Source organism: Pigmentiphaga litoralis, from assembly GCF_014651835.1.
Classification (GTDB): domain Bacteria; phylum Pseudomonadota; class Gammaproteobacteria; order Burkholderiales; family Burkholderiaceae_B; genus Pigmentiphaga; species Pigmentiphaga litoralis.
The window spans coordinates 2262033-2281391 of the sequence record NZ_BMXQ01000001.1; the positions used below are offsets into that span (position 1 = coordinate 2262033).

Here is a 19359-nt window from a genome sequence, read left to right on the forward strand (position 1 = left end):
GCTCAGTCCACCGACATGCCGCTGGACTTGATGATCTTGAGATACCGGTCGCGCGTGGCCGACAGCTCGCGCGTGGCCGCGTCACCTCGCAGGTTCATGGGGCTGATGTCCATGGCGCGCAGCCGCTCCTGCACATCGGGCGCGGCAAGCGCGGTGGTGATCGCGCCTTCGAGTTTATCGATGATGGCCTGCGGCGTCCCGCTGGGCGCCATTACGGTATAGATCACGTCCTGCCGCACGTCGGCATAACCCAGCTCGGCCGTGGTCGGCACGTTCGGCAACAGGGGGGAACGCGCGCGCCCGGTCACGGCCAGGGCCGTGACCGTGCCAGCCTGTACCTGCTGGATCAGGCCCGATGCGGCCAGCGCCGCGGCCTGCACCTCGCCCGACACCAGCGCCAGCACGGCCGGCGCATTGCCGCGATAGGGCACATGCGTGATCTTCAGACCGGTCGCCTGTGACAGCATGGTCCCGCTCAGGTGACCGGGCGAACCGTTGCCGGCGGAACTGAAGCTGACCGGATCGGTGCGCCCCTTGGCCACCAGATCCTTGAGCGTGCTCACCTGGAGCTTGGGGCTGACCGCAATCAGCATGTTCGAAGATCCGAACAATGTGACAGGCTTGAGCTGATCCAGCTTGAAACCCAGGTTGGGGTACAGCCCCGGATTCACGGTAAAGGTCGAGTCCAGGCCAACCAGCAACGTGTAGCCGTCAGGCGCGGCGTTGGCCACCGACGCGGCGCCAATGTTGCCGCCGCTGCCGGTCTTGTTTTCGACGACGAAAGGCTGCTTGAACTGGGCCGACAGTTTTTCGCCAAGCACCCGCGCCATGATGTCGAGCGGACCCCCTGCCGTGAAGTTGACGACGAACTTGACGGGCTTGTCGGGATACTCGGCCTGCGCCGGCGCGCTTGCGCCCAAGGTGCAGGCCAGGGCGACCGACGTGGCGGCCAGGAATCGCGACGGGTGATGAAGCATGGCAAACTCTCCTCCGATAAGCGTGACTTGCAGGTCGAGTACCTGCCTCACTGTGCGTCGATCATATCGGCAGGCGCCCGGCAGCAGGTTGACGGTTACGCCAGACAATTGAGCAATAGGAAATCTCTTGCGGTTCTTCGACCCCCGCCTGCGGCTGCGCCACTTGCAATGCCTGATCGCCCTGGCAAGCCATCGCAGCGTGCTGAAGGCAGCCGATGCCCTGGCGCTGACGCCCTCTGCCGTCTCCAAGTCGCTGTCGGAACTGGAAGACATTACCGGCGAGATCCTGTTCCTGCGCTATCGCAAAGGGCTGGAGCTGACCGCCGCGGGTCATACCCTGTTGCGCCATGCGGCGCAGGCCATGGGCATGCTGCAGGACGGGTTCGATCAGCTGGGTTCGGGAGCGAAGGCCCCGGAGCACTTGCGTATCGGGGTGCTGCCCACCGCCGAGACCGCCCTTGTGCCCCTGTCGATCGTCGACCTGCAGGCACGCTACCCCGACATCCTGGTCACTGCCCACAATGGGGCCAACCCGGAATTGCTGATGCGCCTTCGATTGGGGGAACTGGATCTTGTGCTGGGCCGCATTGCCGAGCCGAGTCAGATGGTCGGCATCGCGTTCGAGCATCTGTATTCGGAACCGATGGTGCTGGTGGTGCGGGCGGGGCATCCCCTGGCCGCCCACACCGCTGTCGCACCCGCCGACCTGGCCGACTACCCGATGGTGTTGCCAACGCCAGGCACGTTCATCCGTGCGGCTGCCGACACGTTCTTTACCAGCAACGGCATTGCGCCGTCGGCTCGATGCACCGAAACCTTGTCATCGAGCGTGGCCAGCGCGTTGATGCGCGAAAGCCATGCCGTCTGGTTCAGCCCCGAAGGCATCGTGGCCAATGAGGTTGCAAGCGGTCAGGCCGTGGTGCTGCCCATCGATACGCGCGGCACCACCGCATCGGTCGGGCTGTCCACCATGGGGGCCACGCCGCCCGGCCCGGCGGTGCAGGCCTTCATGGACATCGTCAGGCAGCGCGCCACAGCGCCGCGCCGCCACGAATCCCCGCATCGTTCGAACCCACCTTGACGTTGTCGGGCAACTTGATCGTCAATTCGCGCGCATTGCCGCCCCCGATGTGGATGCGATCGGCATGCAGCAGGGTATGCAGGATGGGCAGCACCCGCGCGATGCGCGAATTCCAGCGGCGCTTGCCGATGCGCTTGAATTCGGCGTTGCCAACGTACTGATCGTAGGTGCGGTCCTTGTGGATCGGGTGATGCCCGAGTTCCATGTGCGGCATCAGCTCGCCATCGCGGAACAGTGCGCTGCCAAAGCCGGTTCCCAAGGTGATGACCAGTTCGACGCCCTTGCCTTCGATCAGCCCGAAGCCTTGCATGTCGGCATCATTGAGCAGCCGCGCCGGATGGCCCCCCAGCCGTTCCGACAGCGTGTCGGCCAGCGCAAAGCCATACCAGATGTCCCTGCCCAGATTGGCGGCCGTCAGCACCTTGCCGTCTCGCACCACGCCAGGAAAGCCGATGGAGATGCGGTTGTACGGTGGCAGGTCCTTGACCAGCTTGACGATGGCATCGACCACCACGTCGGGCTTGGCGGGCTTGGGGGTGTCGATCCGCACGCGCCCGGTCTGCATGACGCCGTCCTCGTCGATCACGTCGGCCTTGATGCCGCTGCCGCCAATGTCGATCGCCAAAATTCCGGGCTTCATCGTGTCTCCTGCCTGCCTGTGGTTGAGCCGGCAGTGTGACATGCAGACCGGTTGACGACCGCAACGAGCTGTAAAACCCGTCTGGGGAATCGACGGCGGTGCGCCGCGGCGGCGCGACGCGCTACAGTGGTTCCAACATCTTTAACAGGAGTCCTGCCCGTGATCACGCTCTACACCTGGACCACCCCCAATGGCCGCAAGCCTTCCATCATGCTCGAAGAGCTGGGCTGGAAGTACGAGGTCAAGCCCGTCAACATCGGCAAGAATGAACAGTTCACTGACGAATTCCTGGCCATCGCGCCCAATAACAAGATCCCGGCCATCGTCGACCACGACGCCGAGGGCGGCCCCCTGTCGATTTTCGAAAGCGGCGCGATCCTGACCTATCTGGCGGAAAAAAGCGGCCAGTTCCTGCCAGAGTCGGGCCCGGGCCGCTACAAGGTGCTCGAATGGTTGCACTGGCAGATCGGCGGACTCGGCCCCATGCTGGGCCAGCTTGGCTACTTCGGTGTGCGCGCCGAAGAAAAGACACCGGCGGCAATTGAACGCTTCACCGAAGAATCCGACCGCCTGCTGACCGTCATGGACAGGCAGCTGCAGCGCCACCCCTATCTGGCAGGTGACGAGTATTCGATCGCCGACATCTCGTGCTATGCCTGGACCGTGGCGGCCACGACCTTTCTGGGGCAGGTGCTGGGCGAGCGGCTGGACAGCAAGGAAGCGCTGCACCGCTGGCTCGAAACGCTGGGTGACCGGCCTGCCGTGCAGCGCGGGATGAAGATCCCCGGCTGATCACTCCATCCCCAGCATGTGCGCCAGGCTCTTGCCTGGCTTTTCCGCGATCAGGTTGATGCGGTTTTCCAGCACCAGCAGGTGCGCTTCCATGGCGCGGACGGCGCCTTCGGCGTCGCGCGCGGCAATGCAGTCGACCACCGCCTGGTGTTCGTCATGCTCGCACGACGCGTTGCCCGGTGGCTCGAACAGGGCCACCACGAGGGAACACCGCGATACCAGTTCCCCCAGATACCGCTGCAGGATCGTGTTGCGCGACAGTTCGGCCAGGCGCAAATGAAAGCTGCTGGCCAGCCGCGCCCATTCGGTCTGCTTGTAGCGGTGCATGGCGTGGTGTTCTTCTTTCAGCTGCCGGCGCAGCGCAGTCAGGTCGGCCTTGGTCGCGTGCTCGACCACCAGCGGCATGATGGCGGCTTCGAGCGCGCGGCGGGCTTCGAAGAGCTTGCCCACTTCTTCGCGGGACGGCATCGCCACGATGGCGCCGCGATTGGGCCGCAGCTCGACGATGTGATCGTGGGCCAGCTTCTGCAGGACCTTCTGCACCAGCGTGCGGCCCACCCCGAACAGTTCGCACAGCGCGGCCTCGGGCAGCTTGGTGCCGGGGGTCAGGCGCTGGCTCATGACACTGTCCACCACCGCCTGATAGATGCGGGTTTCGATCGCATCGCCCGTGTCGGCGGTGTCGATTCCCAGGGACTCGTCATTGACGGCCAGCGAGGCGGGTCCGACTTTCGGACGCACCTTGGGACGGCCGCGCGGCCGGGAAGCGGAAGGAAGAGAAGACATCCGCTTATTTTGCCACCGCGGCCGGGCCGGCGCCTGACGACAGGTTGACATCCGCAACCATCCCGGACGGCTCCGCATCGTCGCTCGCGCCGGTGCCCAGGCATCCCAGTTGCCGTCCCAGGCGGACCGCAATACGGATCAGCGCCAGGTCGCTGCCCTTCGGCCCCATCAAGGACACGCCGACCGGCAAGCCGCCTTCGCCGATGAAGGGCAGGTTCACCTGCGGCAGGCCCGACAATCCCGCGATGCAGGTGATGCGGAAGGTGCGCGTGCGCACGGTATCGACGACATCGGGCGCGGCGTCACGCGCCACCGCCTCGCTGGACGCCGACGGCAGCACCGCGATGCCATCGTCACCCAGCAACGCGTTCATGCGGTCCACGATCGCAGCCTTGCGCGCAAACGCGGCGTCGGCGGCGGTGGACGTGACCGTGCTCGCGAACTTCCATCGCGACGCAATCGCGTCCCCAAACACGGGCTGGGCCGAGGTGATCCACGCGCCTTGCGCCTGCCATGCATCGAACGCCGATGCCGTCACATAAGTCATGCGCCAGGACTCCAGGCCACCGGCGGCCAGGTCTGCCCCGGGGTCTCCCACACCCGAAGCGGCCTCACGATGGCTGCCCTGCCCGTCCGCGACCCGCACGTCCTCTACATGCACAGCCGCACCCGTTTGCGCCAGCATCGCCGCCAAGGCGTCGGTCACCCGGGCGATGGGTTTTGCAAACACCGCATCTGCCTCATCGCACGCATCCGCCAGCCGCAGCACCCGGTGAAAGGCCAGGGGCGCGGCAGGCATCAACACATCGGCCACGCGCTCGAAGATGCTGGCGCGCGCCGCGAGCCAGGTTGCAGTATCGAACTGCGGCGCCATCGGCACCAGACCTGCCGACGGCAAGGCGCCCTGCGACGTGCGCAGCCCCCAAAGTCCGCAATAGCTGGCCGGCACACGCGTCGACCCGCCGGTGTCGGTGCCTAGCGCCATATCCACCAGGCCCGCGGCCACGGCAGCGGCAGACCCGCTCGACGATCCGCCCGGCACGCGATCGGGCGCGCGGGCGTTGATGGGCGTTCCGTAGTGCGCGTTGTCGCCGGCAATGCTGTAGGCCAGTTCGTCGGTCAAGGTCTTGCCGACCAGGGTCGCGCCGGCGTCCAGCAGCGTCTGCACGACCGGGCTGGTGTCGGTCGCGGCCTCGTGCGTGGCAAGCCACGTCGGGTTGCCCGCGCCGGTGACATGGCCGGCGACGTCGTACAGGTCTTTGGCCGCAAAGCGCAGGCCGGCCAAGGGGCCGTGCGCCGCGCCGCCGATCACGAAGCGGCCATGCGGCACCCAGGCGCCCACGGTGTCGTGGACAGGAAAGTCGTCGGTCATGCGCGTGCTCCGTTCGTTGCGGATTCAGGGGAAGAAGGCAGCACCGTATCCACGTGGTCGCAGATGGCGCCCGGTGTCGTGAACCAGATGTCGCCGCGATCGCGGGCCAGGGCAAGATGCTCGAGCGCGCGACGCAGGTGCCGCAGCCGATAGGGCTGGCCAACCAGATAAGGATGCAAGGCAATGCCCATCACCAGCGATTCGCGACGCGACTGATGCAGCATCTCGTCGAAGTTGTCGACGATCATGCCTGCGAAATCCTTGGCGTCCATCTGGCGCGCGATGATCATCGGGATGTCATTCAGTTCCTGCGGATAGGGTATGGCCCATAGCGGCTGCCCGCCACGCGTGCGCATGCGGGTCGGCTGATCGTCATGGCACCAGTTCAGGGTGTAGCGATAGCCGGTCTCGGCCAGCAGGTCCGGCGTCAGGGCAGATTCTGCAATCCAGGGTGAGAGCCAACCGGCCGGCGCGCCGGCACCGCTGGCAGCGATGCGATCGCGGCAGTGCTGCAGCAAGGCTCGCTCGTCGGCCTCGGCCATCGCACCCTGGTGGACGGAATTGGTGTGACCATGTCCGATCAGTTCGTCCCCCCGCGCCACGCAGGCGGCGATCACGTCGGGGCAGTGGTCGAAAATGGCGGTGTTGGCGATCACGCCTGCGGGCAGCGCCAGGTCGTCGAACAGTTCCAGGCACCGCCAGACCCCCACCCGGTTGCCGTATTCGCGCCACGAATAATTGAGCACATCGGGTTCGCCCAAGGCCGGACCGATCCGCGCGCCCATGCCTTCACCAAACGCAAAGTGCTCGATGTTGAAGCCCAGATACACCGCCAGCCGCGCGCCATTGGGCCACCGGTAGTCAGCACGCTGATGAATCGGCGAGTAGTCGAAGCGGTCATGCACGGCCAGCGGGCCATGCGCCGGCGCACGCTGGGTTGAAGCTCCGTTCGGAAAAGCGTTCGATGCTGTCATAGCGCCGCCAGCCCCGCGCGCACCAGCAGCCATTCGGCGCTGTCGTTCCACACGTCCATCTGCACGATCAGGCCGTCCTGGATCACATAGCGGTCCACATACCGGTTGCCCTCGAACGGCGTGCCATCCAGCCACTCGCCATACAGCGTGCCGCGGTTATAGACCACCGCGTGCGCATCGCTTGCGCCCGCCACGACCTCGGTCGCCTCGAAGCGTTTCTTGACCCACTTGTAGCGGCTGGCGTTGAAGGCCGCGCATTCGGCGGGATCGCGCATCGCGCGGCCGCCCGTGAACCGGATCGCGAGGTCCGGCGACACGAATTGACGCGCGCCGTCGGGGTCCGGCTTCATCAGGATGGTCAGGTAGGCGTCGACGATGGCCGCCGGGTCAGCGCCCGGTCCCGCTGCGTGGGGTATCGATGATGGTGCGCCATGCATGCTTTTCTCCTATTTCCGCACCGTAACCGTGCATTTATTGGTGCGGATCAGTTTATTGGATTGTCGGCAAAAAAATTGAATTCTTGCTGGCAAAAAATGGCTTTTCGACGGGGCGGGCAGACCGCCGCGCGCCGGACTTGGCACAGCCCTTGCATAAGGCATGCCAGCACTTCCCGCACATCCCACTCACCTCTTCGAGGAATCACCATGACTCAGCTTTCGCGCCGCACCCTGCTTTCCGTTGCCGTCGCCCTGGTCGGCATCGGCGCCTCCTCCGGCGCGTTTGCCGCCGACCCGATCAAGATCGGCCTGGTCACCGCCCTGTCGGGTCAATCGGCCCTGGCCGGCGAAGCGCTCACGCGCGGCATGCAGGTCGCGATCGACGAGATCAACGCCAAGGGCGGATTGCTGGGCGGCCGCAAGCTGACACTGGTGCGCCGCGACGACGAAGGCAACCCCGCCAAGGGCGTGGTGGCTGCGCGCGAATTGATCTTCAAGGAAAAGGTGGCGGTCATCTTCGGCGGGCTGGATACGCCGGTGTCGATGGCCATCGTGCCGCTTGCGAACCAGAGCAAGGTCCCGTTCATGGGACCGTGGGCCGCAGGTACCGCGATCACGCAAAACGGCGGGAACCCGAACTACGCGTTCCGCGTGTCGGCCGTGGACGAAACCGTGGACAAGGGCATGGTCGACTACGCACAGAAGACATTCAAGACGTCGAAGTTCGGCCTGGTCATGATCAACAACCCGTGGGGTGAATCGAACGAAAAGGGCCTGATCGCCGCGCTGGCCGCCAAGGGCATGAAGCCGGTCGGCAGCGAAAAATTCGAAGGCAGCGATGTGGATCTGGTGCCCCAGCTCACGCGCCTGAAGGCTGCCGGCGCCGACACCCTGTTCCTGGTCGGCAACGTCGGCCCGTCGGCCCAGATGGTCAAGTCGCTCGACCGCATGGGCTGGAAGGTACCGGTGGTGTCGCACTGGGGTCCGGCCGGTGGCCGCTTCACCGAGCTGGCAGGCCCCAACGGCAAGATCGTCCACTTCGTGCAGACCTACAGCTTCTTTGGCAAGCAGTCTCCCACCGGTGAACGGGTCATCAGTGCACTGAAGGCCAAGTATCCCGACATCAAGGGCCCGAACGACATCAGCCCGGCGGTTGGCGTGGCCAACGCCTATGACGCCATGCACCTGACCGGGCTGGCGATCGCGCAGGCCAATTCCACCGACGGCGACGCCATTCGCCAGGGTTACTACAAGATCGCCAGCTACGACGGCCTGATCAAATCGTACAAGCAGCCCTTCTCGGCCACGCAGCACGACGCACTGACCGAAAAAGACTACGTGTGGGCGCAGTTCATCGACAACCGTATCCTGCCAGTCGGCATGGCCAACTGACGCGGCGCGGAGACGTCATGCTGCTATCGGCACTTATCAGCGGGCTGGGCCTGGGAAGCATGTATGGCCTGATGGCCCTCGGCTTCTACATCACCTACGCCGTTTCGGGCACGGTCAATTTCGCGCAGGGCAGTTCGATGATGCTCGGCGCGGTGCTGTGCTTCTGCTTCGCCCAGACGCTGGGCTGGCCCATGCCGATGGCCATCATGGCGGCGCTGCTGCTGTGCGCGGTGTATGGACTGCTGGTCGAGTTCATTGCCGTGCGGCCCTTTACCGCGCGCGGCTCCAATGCCTGGCTCATGTCGACGGTGGCGCTGGGCATCGTCCTCGACAACCTCGTCATGCACACCTTTGGCAAGGAACCGCGCAGCCTGCCTTCGCCCCTGGTCGGATCACCCCTGGAAATCGGCGGTGTCAACCTCGGGGTCTATCCCTTGCAGTTGCTGATTCCGGTGCTGGGCCTTGCGCTCGCCGCGGCCCTGCACTTTATCGCGCGGCGCACGCGCTGGGGCACGGCCATGCTGGCCGTGGTCCAGAATCGGGACGCCGCCCGCCTCATGGGCATTCCGATCACCCGCGCCATCGCCATCGCGTTTGCGCTGTCCACCCTGTTCGCCGGTGTGGCCGGCGTGCTGATCGCGCCGCTGTTCAACGTGAACTCCGACATGGGCACGCTGTTCGGCCTGAAGGCGTTCGCCGTCGCCATCCTGGGCGGCATCACCAGTGCCTGGGGCGTCATGTTCGCGGGGCTGCTGTTCGGCCTGGTCGAAGCGCTGATCACCGTCACGCTCGGCTCCGGCTACACGCAGATCATCACGTTCGCGCTGGTCATCGTGGTGCTGGCCGTCCGCCCCACCGGCCTGTTCGGCCGCGCCGAGGTCAAGAAAGTATGAACCGCCTGTCCATCCCCTTTGCGCTGCTGGTCGCGGCGGGCGCGATTGCGTTGGCGCTTACCGTCAACAGCTACTACGTCTTTGTCCTGGCCAACGTCGCCCTCATTGCCATCGTCGGCATCGGGCTCAATGTGCTGCTGGGCCTGACCGGCCAGGTCTCGTTCGGCCACATCGGCTTCTATGCGATCGGCGCGTATGCGGTCGCAATCCTGACGAGCCAGGCCGGCTGGAGCTTCTGGGCCGCCTGGCCAGTCGGCGCCTTGATTGCCGGGCTGCTCGGCGCCCTGCTGGCCTTGCCTGCCTTGCGTGTGAAAGGGCCGTACCTGGCCATGATCACCATTGCGTTCAGCTTCATCGTGCAGCACAGCGCGGTCGAGATGCGCAGCCTGACGGGGGGCCAGAACGGCATCATGAACATCGGCGCGCCGTCGTTTGGTGGTGTCGTCGGCACCGAACAGGGCGTCGCGATTCTTGCCATCGTGTCGACACTCGTTTTGCTGGGCGCCTATGCGCTGCTGTCGCGCGGCACCTGGGGCGCCGCCATGCGCGCCGTCAAAGACAGCGAGATCGCGGCCGAGTCCATCGGCCTGAGTCCGCTGGTGGTCAAGACGGTGGCGTTTGCGGTGTCGGCGCTGCTGGCGGGTCTGGCGGGCGGACTGTTCGCGCCATTGTCCGGCTTCGTGACGCCCGACACGTTCAGCTTCATGCAATCGATCCTGTTCGTGCTGGTGGTGATCATCGGTGGCGCCGGGTCGATCGCCGGACCGGTCATTGGCGCGGCCATCGTCGGCGTGCTGCCCGAAGTGCTGTCGAGCCTGGAAGACTATCGTCTGTTGTTCTTTGGCGGCCTGCTGCTGCTCGTGTTGTGGATCGCGCCTGAAGGCGTGATGGGCCTGCTGCGCAAGCTGGCCGCCAAGGTTCGTGCCGAACCGTCGGCCGGACCGCGCGGCGCGCCATCCGGCACGGTGCCTGCTCCCGCATCGCCAATTGCAGCGCGTGCCCGCGGCGTGCTGCATGCCAGGGAACTGGGGATGACCTTTGGCGGCGTGCGGGCCGTCAGTGGACTGAGCTTTGACGTGCCGTCCGGCGCGGTCACCAGCCTGATCGGGCCGAACGGCGCGGGCAAGACGACGGCGTTGAACATGCTCAGCGGCTTCTATCGGCCAACAGCCGGCGGCTTTGCGCTGGGCGAGCGCAGCCTGCAGGCCACGGCCGCCTTCCGTATCGCGCGGCATGGCGTCGCCCGTACCTACCAGACCTCGCAACCGTTCGGCAGCCTGAGCGTGGAAGACAACGTCGCCCTGGCATTGAACCGCGGCGTGTTGGGCGGATTGCTGGGCGCCAGGCGCTTCGCGTCCCCCTTCGTGCGGGCGCGCAGCCGCCAGTTGCTGGACTACTGCGGCTATCGCGGTTCGCTCGATACACCCGCTGCGGACCTGGCGCACGTGGATCGCCGACTGGTCGAAATCGCCCGTGCGCTGGCCACTGATCCCGACGTGCTGCTGCTCGATGAACCGGCTGCCGGCCTGTCGCGCGAAGACAAGGAACGCCTGGCCGCGCTGCTCCGCCAGATCGCCGGCGCGGGCCTGGGCGTGGTGGTCGTCGAACACGACATGGCGCTGGTCATGGCCATCTCGGATCAGATCGTGGTGCTCGATGCGGGCCAGCGGCTGGCGGTCGGCACCCCGGCCCAGATCCAGCAGGACCCGGCCGTGCGCCAGGCCTACCTGGGTGAATCGCTGGTTGCATCCGATCAGGCCCCCAAGGCACGCGATGCATTGGTCGGCCCCACCCTGCTGGGCGTGGACGACCTGGTGGCGGGCTACGGCGCGGAACCGGTGCTGCACGGCATCAGTCTGCAGGTCAAACGCGGCGAAATGGTCGCGCTGCTGGGAGCCAACGGCGCCGGCAAATCGACGTTGATGCGCACGCTGTCGGGCCTGCATCGTTCCGTGTCGGGCGGCCTGCATCTGGATGGCAGCAGCCTGGAACACAAGCCTGCCGAAGCGGTGGTGGGGCTGGGCCTGGTGCTGGTGCCCGAAGGCCGGCAGGTCTTCAGTGAACTGACGGTCCTGGACAACATCCGGCTGGGCGCCTTCCTGCATCCCGAGAACATCGATGCGCGCGTCGAAGACATGCTGACGCGATTTCCGCGCCTGCGCGAGCGGCTGCATCAGCGCGCCGGCTTGCTGTCAGGCGGAGAGCAGCAGATGCTGGCCGTGGCGCGCGGGTTGATGGCCAAGCCCCGCATCCTGCTGCTCGATGAACCGTCGTTGGGCCTGGCGCCCAAGGTCATCGCTGAACTCTTTGCCGCCCTGGACCAGCTGCGGCAAGAGAACATGACGATCTTGCTGGTGGACCAGATGGCGGCGCTGGCCCTGGCGTTGGCCGACCGCGCCTACGTCATCGAAGGCGGACGGGTGGTGGCGCAAGGTACTGCCGCCGAGATTGCCGCGAACGACGAGCTGGCCAAGGCGTATCTGGGCGGCCACTGAACCCCTGCCCTGCGGTGCCGATCGCGGGGAAGTGCCCCGCGCGGCACTTCCCCCTTTTTTCGATCGGAGGCGTCATGCCCTTGCTCCACGTTCCCATCATCGACATCCACCCCTTTTTGAAAGGCGACGACAGCGCCAGGCGCGCCGTTGCTGCCGAGGTGGACCGCGCCTGTCGCGACATCGGCTTCCTGATCATATCGGGCCATGGCGTTGCGCCCGAGCTGCTGGCCCGGATGCGCGCCGTGTCGAACGCCTTCTTTGATCTGCCCATGGCCGAGAAACAGAAGGTCGCGCAGCCCGCCAAAGACGTGACCCGCGGCTACATCGGCATCGAACAGGAATCGGTCGGACGTTCACGGGATGCGAACGCGACGGCCGGCGACCTGAACGAAAGCCTGATGATCGGCCCGGTCGACGCCGTGGACCCGGCCTACGCCAGCGCCCCTGCCGCCGGCAAGCATTTCGCGCCCAATCTGTGGCCCGATGCGCCAGCGGACCTGCGTGACACCTTCAGCACCTACTACCGCGAGATGGGCCAGCTTGCGACCCAGTTGATGCGCATCTTTGCGCTGGGCCTCGGGCTGGATGAACACCACTTCGACGCGTCGGTCGACAAGCACATCAGCCGGCTGCGTGTGCGCAACTACCCTGCGCAGTCCGAGACCCCCGTGCCAGGCCAGATCCGCGCAGGGGCGCATTCCGACTACGGCAGCCTGACCATCCTGGCGACCGAGGACAAACCCGGCGGCCTGCAGGTGTTCAATGCCGCGGGTGAATGGGTCGATGTGCCCATCGTGCCCGATTGCTTCATTATCAACATCGGTGACCTGATGGCGCGCTGGACCAACGACGCCTGGGTCTCGACCCTGCATCGCGTCGTCAACCCGCCGGCCGACGCGGGCGCGGCCAGCCGGCGGCTGTCGGTGGTGTTTTTCCACAACCCTAACTACGACGCCGAGATCCGCTGCATCCCGACCTGCACGGGGGACGCGCCCAAGTACCCGGCCACCACGTCGGGCGAGCATCTGCGCACGCTGTTCGTGGCGACCCAGAACGCCTGACGGCCTGCCCCCCGGGCCGGGCACATCGCCGGCCCGCTTGGTATATCGTTGACGGTTTCCACCAGTTCCGTTCAGAGCGCCCGCATGACCCCAGCCCCTTCCCTCCTCGTCCGCGACGCGACCGAGCTTGATCTTGCCGCTATCGAAGCCATCTACCGGCCCTACGTCCTGACCAACCTGGCGACCTTTGAAGAGACCCCGCCGTCGATCGATGAACTGAGCCGCCGCCTGGACACCGTACGCGCCCTGGGCCTGCCCTACCTGGTCGCGGAACGGGACGGCGATGTCGTGGGCTACTGCTACGCGAACACCTATCGCGCGCGGCCGGCCTATCGCAACACCATCGAAGACTCGGTCTACCTGGCCGACGGCATGGGCGGCCAAGGCATCGGCAGGGCATTATTGAGCGCGCTCATCGATCGCTGCGCGCAAGGCGGGTGGCGGCAGATGGTGGCCGTGATCGGCGACAGCGCCAACACCGCGTCGGTGGGCCTGCACCGCAGCCTGGGCTTCGAGATGATCGGCACCATGCCGGCCGTCGGCTTCAAGCTGGGCCGCTGGGTCGATACCGTCATCATGCAGCGGCCCCTGGGGCCGGGCGCCGAAGCGCCGCCGGAACCGTTCAACCCGCAGCAACACTGACCTGTCCCAAGGCGGCCTGGGTGGCCATCAGCGCATTGCCGATCCGAAGGGATCATCAAGTCCTCACGCAAAGTTAAAGGATTTGTGATCTTGATCCCGCCGTAATTGGCGACAATGGCGACTGCCGCGCCGTTGACCGGGGCGGCGCCCCTTTTTCCCACCGGTGCGCCATGGACATCCAGAAGCGGGTGCTGATCGTTGAAGACGACACCCATATTGCCGAACTGCTGCGCATGCACCTGCATGACGAGGGCTATCAGGTCGAGCATGCCGCCGACGGCACGGCCGGCCTGCGCCTGCTTGAAGAAAGCGGCTGGGACGCCCTGGTGCTGGACCTGATGCTGCCCGGCATCGACGGCCTGGAGCTGTGTCGCCGCGCCCGCGCCATGGCGCGCTACACGCCGATCATCATCATCAGCGCCCGGTCGAGCGAAGTGCACCGCATTCTGGGGCTGGAGATCGGCGCCGACGATTACCTGGCCAAGCCGTTTTCGATGCTGGAACTGGTGGCGCGGGTCAAAGCCCTGCTGCGGCGCACCGACGCCATGGCGCGCAACATGAAGATCGACGCCGGCAACCTGGATATCGGCGGGGTGTCCATCAACCCGCTCGCGCGCGAAGCCACGGTCGACGGCGCGGCCATCGAACTGACCCCGCGCGAATTCGACCTGCTGTATTTTTTTGCGCGGCACCCGGGCACGGTGTTCTCGCGCATGGACCTGCTCAATCATGTCTGGGGCTACCAGCATGACGGCTATGAGCACACGGTCAACACCCACATCAACCGGCTGCGCATGAAAGTCGAGACCGACCCGTCGTCGCCGCGCCGCATCCTGACCGTCTGGGGCCGCGGCTACAAGTTCGCGGGCGGCGCAGTGCCCGCCCCCGGGGACACGCCGTGATCCGACTGTCTTTGTCGCAGCGGTTGTCGCTCGCCTTTGCGGTGCTGCTGCTGATCAGCTGCAGTGTGTCGGCCGTGCTGCAGATGCGCGCCAACACCCAGCATGAACAGGAAACCGTGCAACGCCTGTCGGCCGGCCTGGCGGGTCACATCGCCAGCAACAGCGAGCTGATGGATCGCAGCGGCTGGAAGCCGCAGGCCGTGCGCGACCTGTTCAACAAGCTGATGGCGGTGAATCCGAGTGTCGAGGTCTACCTGCTGGACCGCGACGGCCACGTCGTGGCAAGCGGCGCACCGCGCCGGCTCCTGCGCGACCACGTGGACCTTGCGCCCATCCGGCAGCTGCTGGCGGGCCATGCCCTGCCTCTGTTCGGCGACGATCCGCGCAGTCCATCCGGCCGCAAGGTGTTCAGCGCCGCGCCGCTGAAGGTGGGCGACGAAGACATGGGCTACGTGTATGTGGTGCTGCTCGGACAGGCGCACGACATGCTCGCCGCCGACGTCGCGGCCAGTTCCGTGCTGCGGACCACGCTGTGGTCGCTGGCGGTCGCCGGGTTCGGGATCCTGTTTGCGGGCCTGATCGCGTTCCGTCTGATTACCCGTCCGCTGCGCAGCCTGACCGACACCGTGCGCCACTTCGACACCGACGGCGCGGCGCTGGCCGCTCTGGCCCCGCCCGGCCCGGTGCCCGACGTCGACAAGGAACGCGACGACATCGTGATCCTGCGGCAGGCCTTTGCGCAGATGGCGCAGCGGCTGGCCGAACAGTGGCGGCAGCTGACGCGCCAGGACCAGCAGCGCCGCGAGATGGTCGCCAATATTTCGCACGACCTGCGCACGCCGTTGACGTCACTGCATGGCTATCTTGAGACCCTGGCCGTGAAGGGCGACACCCTGGATGCGACCGAGCGCCGGCGTTATCTGGACATTGCCCTGGGCCAGAGCCGCAAGGTGGGCCGGCTGGCGCAGGAGCTGTTCGAACTGGCGCGGCTCGAATCGGGCACCGTGCAGCCCGAGCCGGAAACCTTTTCCTTGCCCGAACTGGTGCAGGACGTGCTGCAGAAATGCGAGCTGGCCGCCGAGGCGCGAGAGCAGCATCTGGTGGCCGACTTTGCGCACGACCTGCCCCCCGTGCACGCGGACCTGGGCATGATCGAACGTGTACTGACGAACTTGCTGGATAATGCGATCCGTCACAGCCCGGCTGGCGGGCGCATCGAGGTCGTGTTGCGCAAGGGCCCGACCGGCGTGGATGTGGAAGTCAGCGATACCGGTCCGGGCATTCCGGCCGCCGCGCGCGACAGCCTGTTCCTGCGGCCGTCCAGCCTGGGTGCATCGGCCCGGCGCGACGGCGGCGGCCTGGGCCTGGTGATCGTGCACCGTATCCTGCAACTGCATCACAGCGACATCCGCCTTATCGACGTGCCCGCCAAGGGCGCGGTTTTCCATTTTTCGCTTTCCCCGTCGACTGCATGAAAGGTTCGCGCAACTCCCTGTCCTCGCTGCGGGTCTTCCTGGCCGCGGGGCGCCATCTGAACTTCAGCCGTACCGCCGAAGAACTGCACCTGACCCAGAGCGCGGTCAGCAAGCACATTCAGGCGCTGGAAGAACGGCTGGGCACCGCCTTGTTCAAACGCACGCCCACCGGCTTGCGTGTGACCTATGCCGGCGCGCTCTACCTCGAGAAGATCACGGCAGCGGTCCGGCTGATCGACGAGGCCGATGCGCTGGTCGCGCATCCCAACGCCCGGGTCAACCTGAACATTGCCGTGTCGCCCTCGTTCGCGCAGTACTGCCTGATCCCCAAGCTGCAGGAATTCTTCGAGATGCATCCGGAAATCCGCATCAACGTGCGCCCGCGCCTGATGCTGGGCCGCGACAAGGCCGAACGGTTCGATGCCGAGATCCAGTTGCACACCGGCTATGCATCGGGCATGGCCACGCAGTATCTGTGCGGCAAGCGGATGGCGCTGGTGGCATCGCCCGCCCTGCTTGCTCGCCAGCCCCTTCGCAACCTGACCGACCTGGACGGCGTGACCCTGCTCAAGCGCGCGCAACGCGGCTACAGCTGGGACGACTGGAAAACCGAAGCCGCGCCGGCCTGGGCGGGCCCGAGTCCGAGCGCGCCCGAGTACGAGGGCTTTTCCTTGCTGCTGCCGGCACTGCTGCACGGCCTGGGCGCGGCTGTCGTCCCTCTGTGCCTGGTGGGAGATGCGCTGGCCAGCGGCGCCCTGATCAGACCCCTGGGCGAGTCGGTTGAAGGTCGCTACGGATACCACCTGATGGTGCCCCGCCCCAGCCAGGGCGGGCCTTACCTGGACGCCTTCAGCACCTGGGTCACGCACTTGGGCGAACGCCTGGATGACACCGGCGGCCATTCCACCCAGGAATAGCGCATGCCGAATCTTCGCTGGCCCTGCCGGCGTAGCGGACCGCACAATGCCCACATCATCGATTTTAGGCACGCACCGTCATGAACCCAAGGAATACCCTTGCCGCACTGCTGGCCGCCGGCCTGACCGCCGCTACCCTCACCGCGCCAGCTTACGCCGCGTACCCCGACCGCCCGATCAAGATCGTCGTGCCCTACGTGGCCGGCGGCAGTTCCGACGTGATTGCGCGCGCCATCAGCGATGAGCTCGGCGCCGTGCTGGGCCAGTCGGTCGTAGTCGAAAACCGCGCCGGCGCCGGTTCGATGATCGGTACGGGATACGTTGCCAACGAAGCGCCCGACGGCTACACCCTGCTGATTGCCGACGTGCCTTTCACCATCGTGCCCGCGCTGTACCGCGAACGCGTCAAGTACGACGTGCAAAAGGACTTTGCGCCGATCGCCTTGCTGGGCGTTGCGCCTACCTACCTGTTCGTGAATCCGTCCTTTCCGGTCAAGACCGCACCCGAACTGGTCAAGGCCGCGAAAGCGCGCCCGGGCACCATCTCGATCGGGTCCGGCGGCAACGGCGCCCTGACGCACCTGATGGCCGAGCTGTTCATGATCAACACCGGCAGCCAGCTGGTGCACGTGCCCTACAAGGGCGCGGGCGCCGCCGTCAACGACCTGGCCGCCGGCCAGATCCAGACCAGCTTCACCACCATGGCCAGCGCCAGCGCCTTGTATCAGGCCAAGCGCCTGCGTCCGATCGCGGTCAGCAGCCCGCAGCGCCACAAGGACACGCCCGACGTGCCGACCTTCGAAGAAGCCGGCATTCCGAACATGACGGTCGAAAGCTGGTGGGGCCTGGTTGCGCCGGCCGGCGTCAACAAGCAGGTGCTCGACACCCTGAGCCAGGCCATGACCAAGGTCATGCAGGCCACGCGCGTGAAGGCGCGCATGAGCGCCGTCGGCGTCTCGGCCCCGGCCGACACCAGCCCGCGCGCGCTGGAAAACCTGGTCAAGGTCGACCTGGCCCGCTGGAAGGACGTCGTCCAGCGCGCCAACATCAAACTCGAATAAGCGGCCCAAGCCGCAACACCCCACAGGTGGCCCGGCAGGGCCCGCAGCAGACACTGGCCCGCTCTCGGGCCAGTCGTCCATGGGCTCCGCGCTGCACGGGGCCGCCTGCACAATCAAAGGATGACAATGAGCGACTGGATAGCACGCGCCGGGCAGGACCCGGCCCTGATGAACGACTTCGCGACCCTGTGCGGCTTTGGCGGACGCCTGGCCGGCAGCGGCCAGGAAGATGCCGCGATGGATTGGGCGCTGGAACGCCTGCGCGAAACCGGCGGCACCGTGTCCCGCGTGAACGTGCCGTATGACGGCTGGCGTTGCCTGGACGCGCGCCTGCAACTGCTGCAGGGTGATGCCGCGGGTGTGATGGCAGGCGCAGCTGCTGGCGACTCCGGCGCGGCACTTGCCTGCAAGCCCCTGCTCCGCTCCCTCAGCACCCCGGAAGGCGGCCTGGTGGGCGAGGTGCTCGATCTCGGCATTGGCCGCCTCGACGACTTCGACCGGGCCGGTGACACGGTGCGCGGCAAGATTGTGCTGGTGCGTCACGAATATCCGTTTTCGCCTACCCACATGCACCGCCGCCGCAAGTACGACCTGGCCGTTGCACGGGGTGCGATCGGCTTTCTGATCGCCAACCCGTTGCCCGACAAGGGCTTGCTGTCGGGCTCGTCGGGCCGGGCGCGTGGCGGCCCGGGCATTCCGGCCGCCTACATCGACTTCGAGGCGGGCGAGCGCATTGCCGCTGCGTGCGCCGCCGGCCGGGCCCGCGTGCGCCTGGTCATCGACGGCGAAGAACTGCCCGATGCGCTGGCCGGCGTTGGCATCCTGGACCTGCCCGGCCGCACCGATGACCGCATCGTCATCAGCGCCCACATGGACGGCCATGACCTCGGCCAGAGCGCCCTCGACAACGCCACCGGTGTCGTCGTGGCGCTGGCCGCGGCGCGTGCGCTGGCGCCGCGCGTGTCGGATCGCACCCACGGTCTGCGGATCTGCTTTTTCTCGGCCGAGGAATGGGCGCTGGCCGGCTCCGCCCGTTACCTGGGCGGCCTGAGTGTCGAAGAACTGGGCCACCTCAAGCTCGACATCAACCTGGACACGGTTGCGGGCGATGACAGCCTGACCGCCCTGATCAGCGACTTTCCGGAACTGGAAGGATTCGTGGCGAACAGCGCGGCGTTGTCCGGCGTGCCGGTGGCGACCTATCTGCCCTTGATGCCCAACTCAGACCATGCCAACTTCGCGGCGCACGGCATTCCCGCCATGCGCCTGCTGGCGGGTTTCGACCGGCCCGACTCGCGGGTCAACAACATTCTGTCGCCCGGAGACGTGCCGTCGGTGGTGCGGGAAGCCGAACTGCGGCAGTCCGTGAAAGTGACGTGCGCGATGGCCTGGCAGGGCCTGACGATGTCAGGTCCGGAACTGGATGCCATGCAGCGCCGGACTGCCTGAGCGCCGGACTGCC

At 66.4% G+C, this 19359-nt stretch carries 18 protein-coding genes; 12 read left to right on the plus strand and 6 right to left on the minus strand.

Translation table 11 applies throughout. From position 1 onward, the window contains the following. Positions 1-2: 2 nt before the first annotated feature. Entirely contained in the window at positions 3-977 is a 975-nt protein-coding gene (locus IE116_RS10210) for a Bug family tripartite tricarboxylate transporter substrate binding protein (protein ID WP_189612118.1), read from the minus strand. Between the two features lie 127 nt (positions 978-1104). On the opposite strand from IE116_RS10210, the gene IE116_RS10215 reads away from it, so the two are divergent. Next, a complete protein-coding gene (locus IE116_RS10215) occupies positions 1105-2058 on the plus strand; it encodes a LysR substrate-binding domain-containing protein (protein WP_189612120.1) in 954 nt (317 codons plus the stop codon). Here the strand turns inward: IE116_RS10215 and IE116_RS10220 are convergent. Continuing rightward, positions 1997-2698, minus strand: coding sequence for an ROK family protein (locus IE116_RS10220; protein ID WP_189612122.1), 702 nt, complete (start codon positions 2696-2698; stop codon positions 1997-1999). The two genes, IE116_RS10215 and IE116_RS10220, sit on opposite strands and share 62 nt — an antisense overlap. A gap of 159 nt (positions 2699-2857) precedes the next feature. Here IE116_RS10220 and IE116_RS10225 point away from each other — a divergent pair, with 159 nt between their 5' ends. Continuing rightward, a complete protein-coding gene (locus tag IE116_RS10225) occupies positions 2858-3490 on the plus strand; it encodes a glutathione S-transferase N-terminal domain-containing protein (protein WP_189612124.1) in 633 nt (210 codons plus the stop codon). On the opposite strand, the gene IE116_RS10230 is transcribed toward IE116_RS10225, so the two are convergent. The 4 genes from IE116_RS10230 to IE116_RS10245 are packed head-to-tail and all read right to left on the minus strand — an operon-like array spanning position 3491 to position 7059. Continuing rightward, positions 3491-4276, minus strand: coding sequence for a GntR family transcriptional regulator (locus tag IE116_RS10230; protein WP_189612126.1), 786 nt, complete (start codon positions 4274-4276; stop codon positions 3491-3493). A 4-nt stretch (positions 4277-4280) separates the two neighbouring features. Further along, positions 4281-5648, minus strand: coding sequence for an amidase (locus tag IE116_RS10235; protein ID WP_189612127.1), 1368 nt, complete (start codon positions 5646-5648; stop codon positions 4281-4283). Then, a complete protein-coding gene (locus IE116_RS10240) occupies positions 5645-6622 on the minus strand; it encodes a polysaccharide deacetylase family protein (protein WP_229828087.1) in 978 nt (325 codons plus the stop codon). Before IE116_RS10240 ends, IE116_RS10235 begins: the two co-directional genes overlap by 4 nt. Beyond that, positions 6619-7059: a nuclear transport factor 2 family protein gene (locus tag IE116_RS10245; protein ID WP_189612129.1), complete on the minus strand. Its 441-nt coding sequence runs from the start codon at positions 7057-7059 to the stop codon at positions 6619-6621. The genes IE116_RS10240 and IE116_RS10245 overlap by 4 nt, the downstream gene beginning before the upstream one ends. 207 nt (positions 7060-7266) lie before the next feature. Here IE116_RS10245 and IE116_RS10250 point away from each other — a divergent pair, with 207 nt between their 5' ends. The 10 genes from IE116_RS10250 (at position 7267) to IE116_RS10295 (ending at position 19346) form a co-directional block, all read left to right on the plus strand. After that, positions 7267-8451, plus strand: a complete 1185-nt coding sequence (locus tag IE116_RS10250; RefSeq protein WP_189612131.1) for an ABC transporter substrate-binding protein — start codon at positions 7267-7269, stop codon at positions 8449-8451. 17 nt (positions 8452-8468) lie between these two features. Next, complete coding sequence (locus IE116_RS10255; RefSeq protein ID WP_179585565.1) at positions 8469-9344, plus strand: branched-chain amino acid ABC transporter permease; 876 nt, start codon at positions 8469-8471, stop codon at positions 9342-9344. Further along, on the plus strand, positions 9341-11839 hold the full coding sequence (locus tag IE116_RS10260; protein ID WP_189612140.1) for a branched-chain amino acid ABC transporter ATP-binding protein/permease: 2499 nt from the start codon (positions 9341-9343) through the stop codon (positions 11837-11839). The genes IE116_RS10255 and IE116_RS10260 overlap by 4 nt, the downstream gene beginning before the upstream one ends. A 74-nt stretch (positions 11840-11913) precedes the next feature. After that, on the plus strand, positions 11914-12900 hold the full coding sequence (locus tag IE116_RS10265) for an isopenicillin N synthase family dioxygenase (protein ID WP_189612142.1): 987 nt from the start codon (positions 11914-11916) through the stop codon (positions 12898-12900). Positions 12901-12984: 84 nt separating this feature from the next. Then, positions 12985-13542 (plus strand): GNAT family N-acetyltransferase, encoded by a 558-nt coding sequence (locus IE116_RS10270; protein WP_189612143.1) that lies wholly within the window; start codon positions 12985-12987, stop codon positions 13540-13542. 170 nt (positions 13543-13712) lie between these two features. Further along, positions 13713-14444 (plus strand): response regulator transcription factor, encoded by a 732-nt coding sequence (locus tag IE116_RS10275; RefSeq protein WP_189612146.1) that lies wholly within the window; start codon positions 13713-13715, stop codon positions 14442-14444. Next, on the plus strand, positions 14441-15919 hold the full coding sequence (locus IE116_RS10280) for a sensor histidine kinase (RefSeq protein WP_229828088.1): 1479 nt from the start codon (positions 14441-14443) through the stop codon (positions 15917-15919). Before IE116_RS10275 ends, IE116_RS10280 begins: the two co-directional genes overlap by 4 nt. Next, positions 15916-16836 (plus strand): LysR substrate-binding domain-containing protein, encoded by a 921-nt coding sequence (locus IE116_RS10285; RefSeq protein WP_189612148.1) that lies wholly within the window; start codon positions 15916-15918, stop codon positions 16834-16836. The genes IE116_RS10280 and IE116_RS10285 overlap by 4 nt, the downstream gene beginning before the upstream one ends. Before the next feature lie 80 nt (positions 16837-16916). Next, positions 16917-17897, plus strand: a complete 981-nt coding sequence (locus IE116_RS10290) for a Bug family tripartite tricarboxylate transporter substrate binding protein (protein WP_189612150.1) — start codon at positions 16917-16919, stop codon at positions 17895-17897. Between the two features lie 126 nt (positions 17898-18023). Next, positions 18024-19346 (plus strand): M28 family peptidase, encoded by a 1323-nt coding sequence (locus IE116_RS10295; RefSeq protein WP_189612152.1) that lies wholly within the window; start codon positions 18024-18026, stop codon positions 19344-19346. Positions 19347-19359 lie beyond the last annotated feature (13 nt).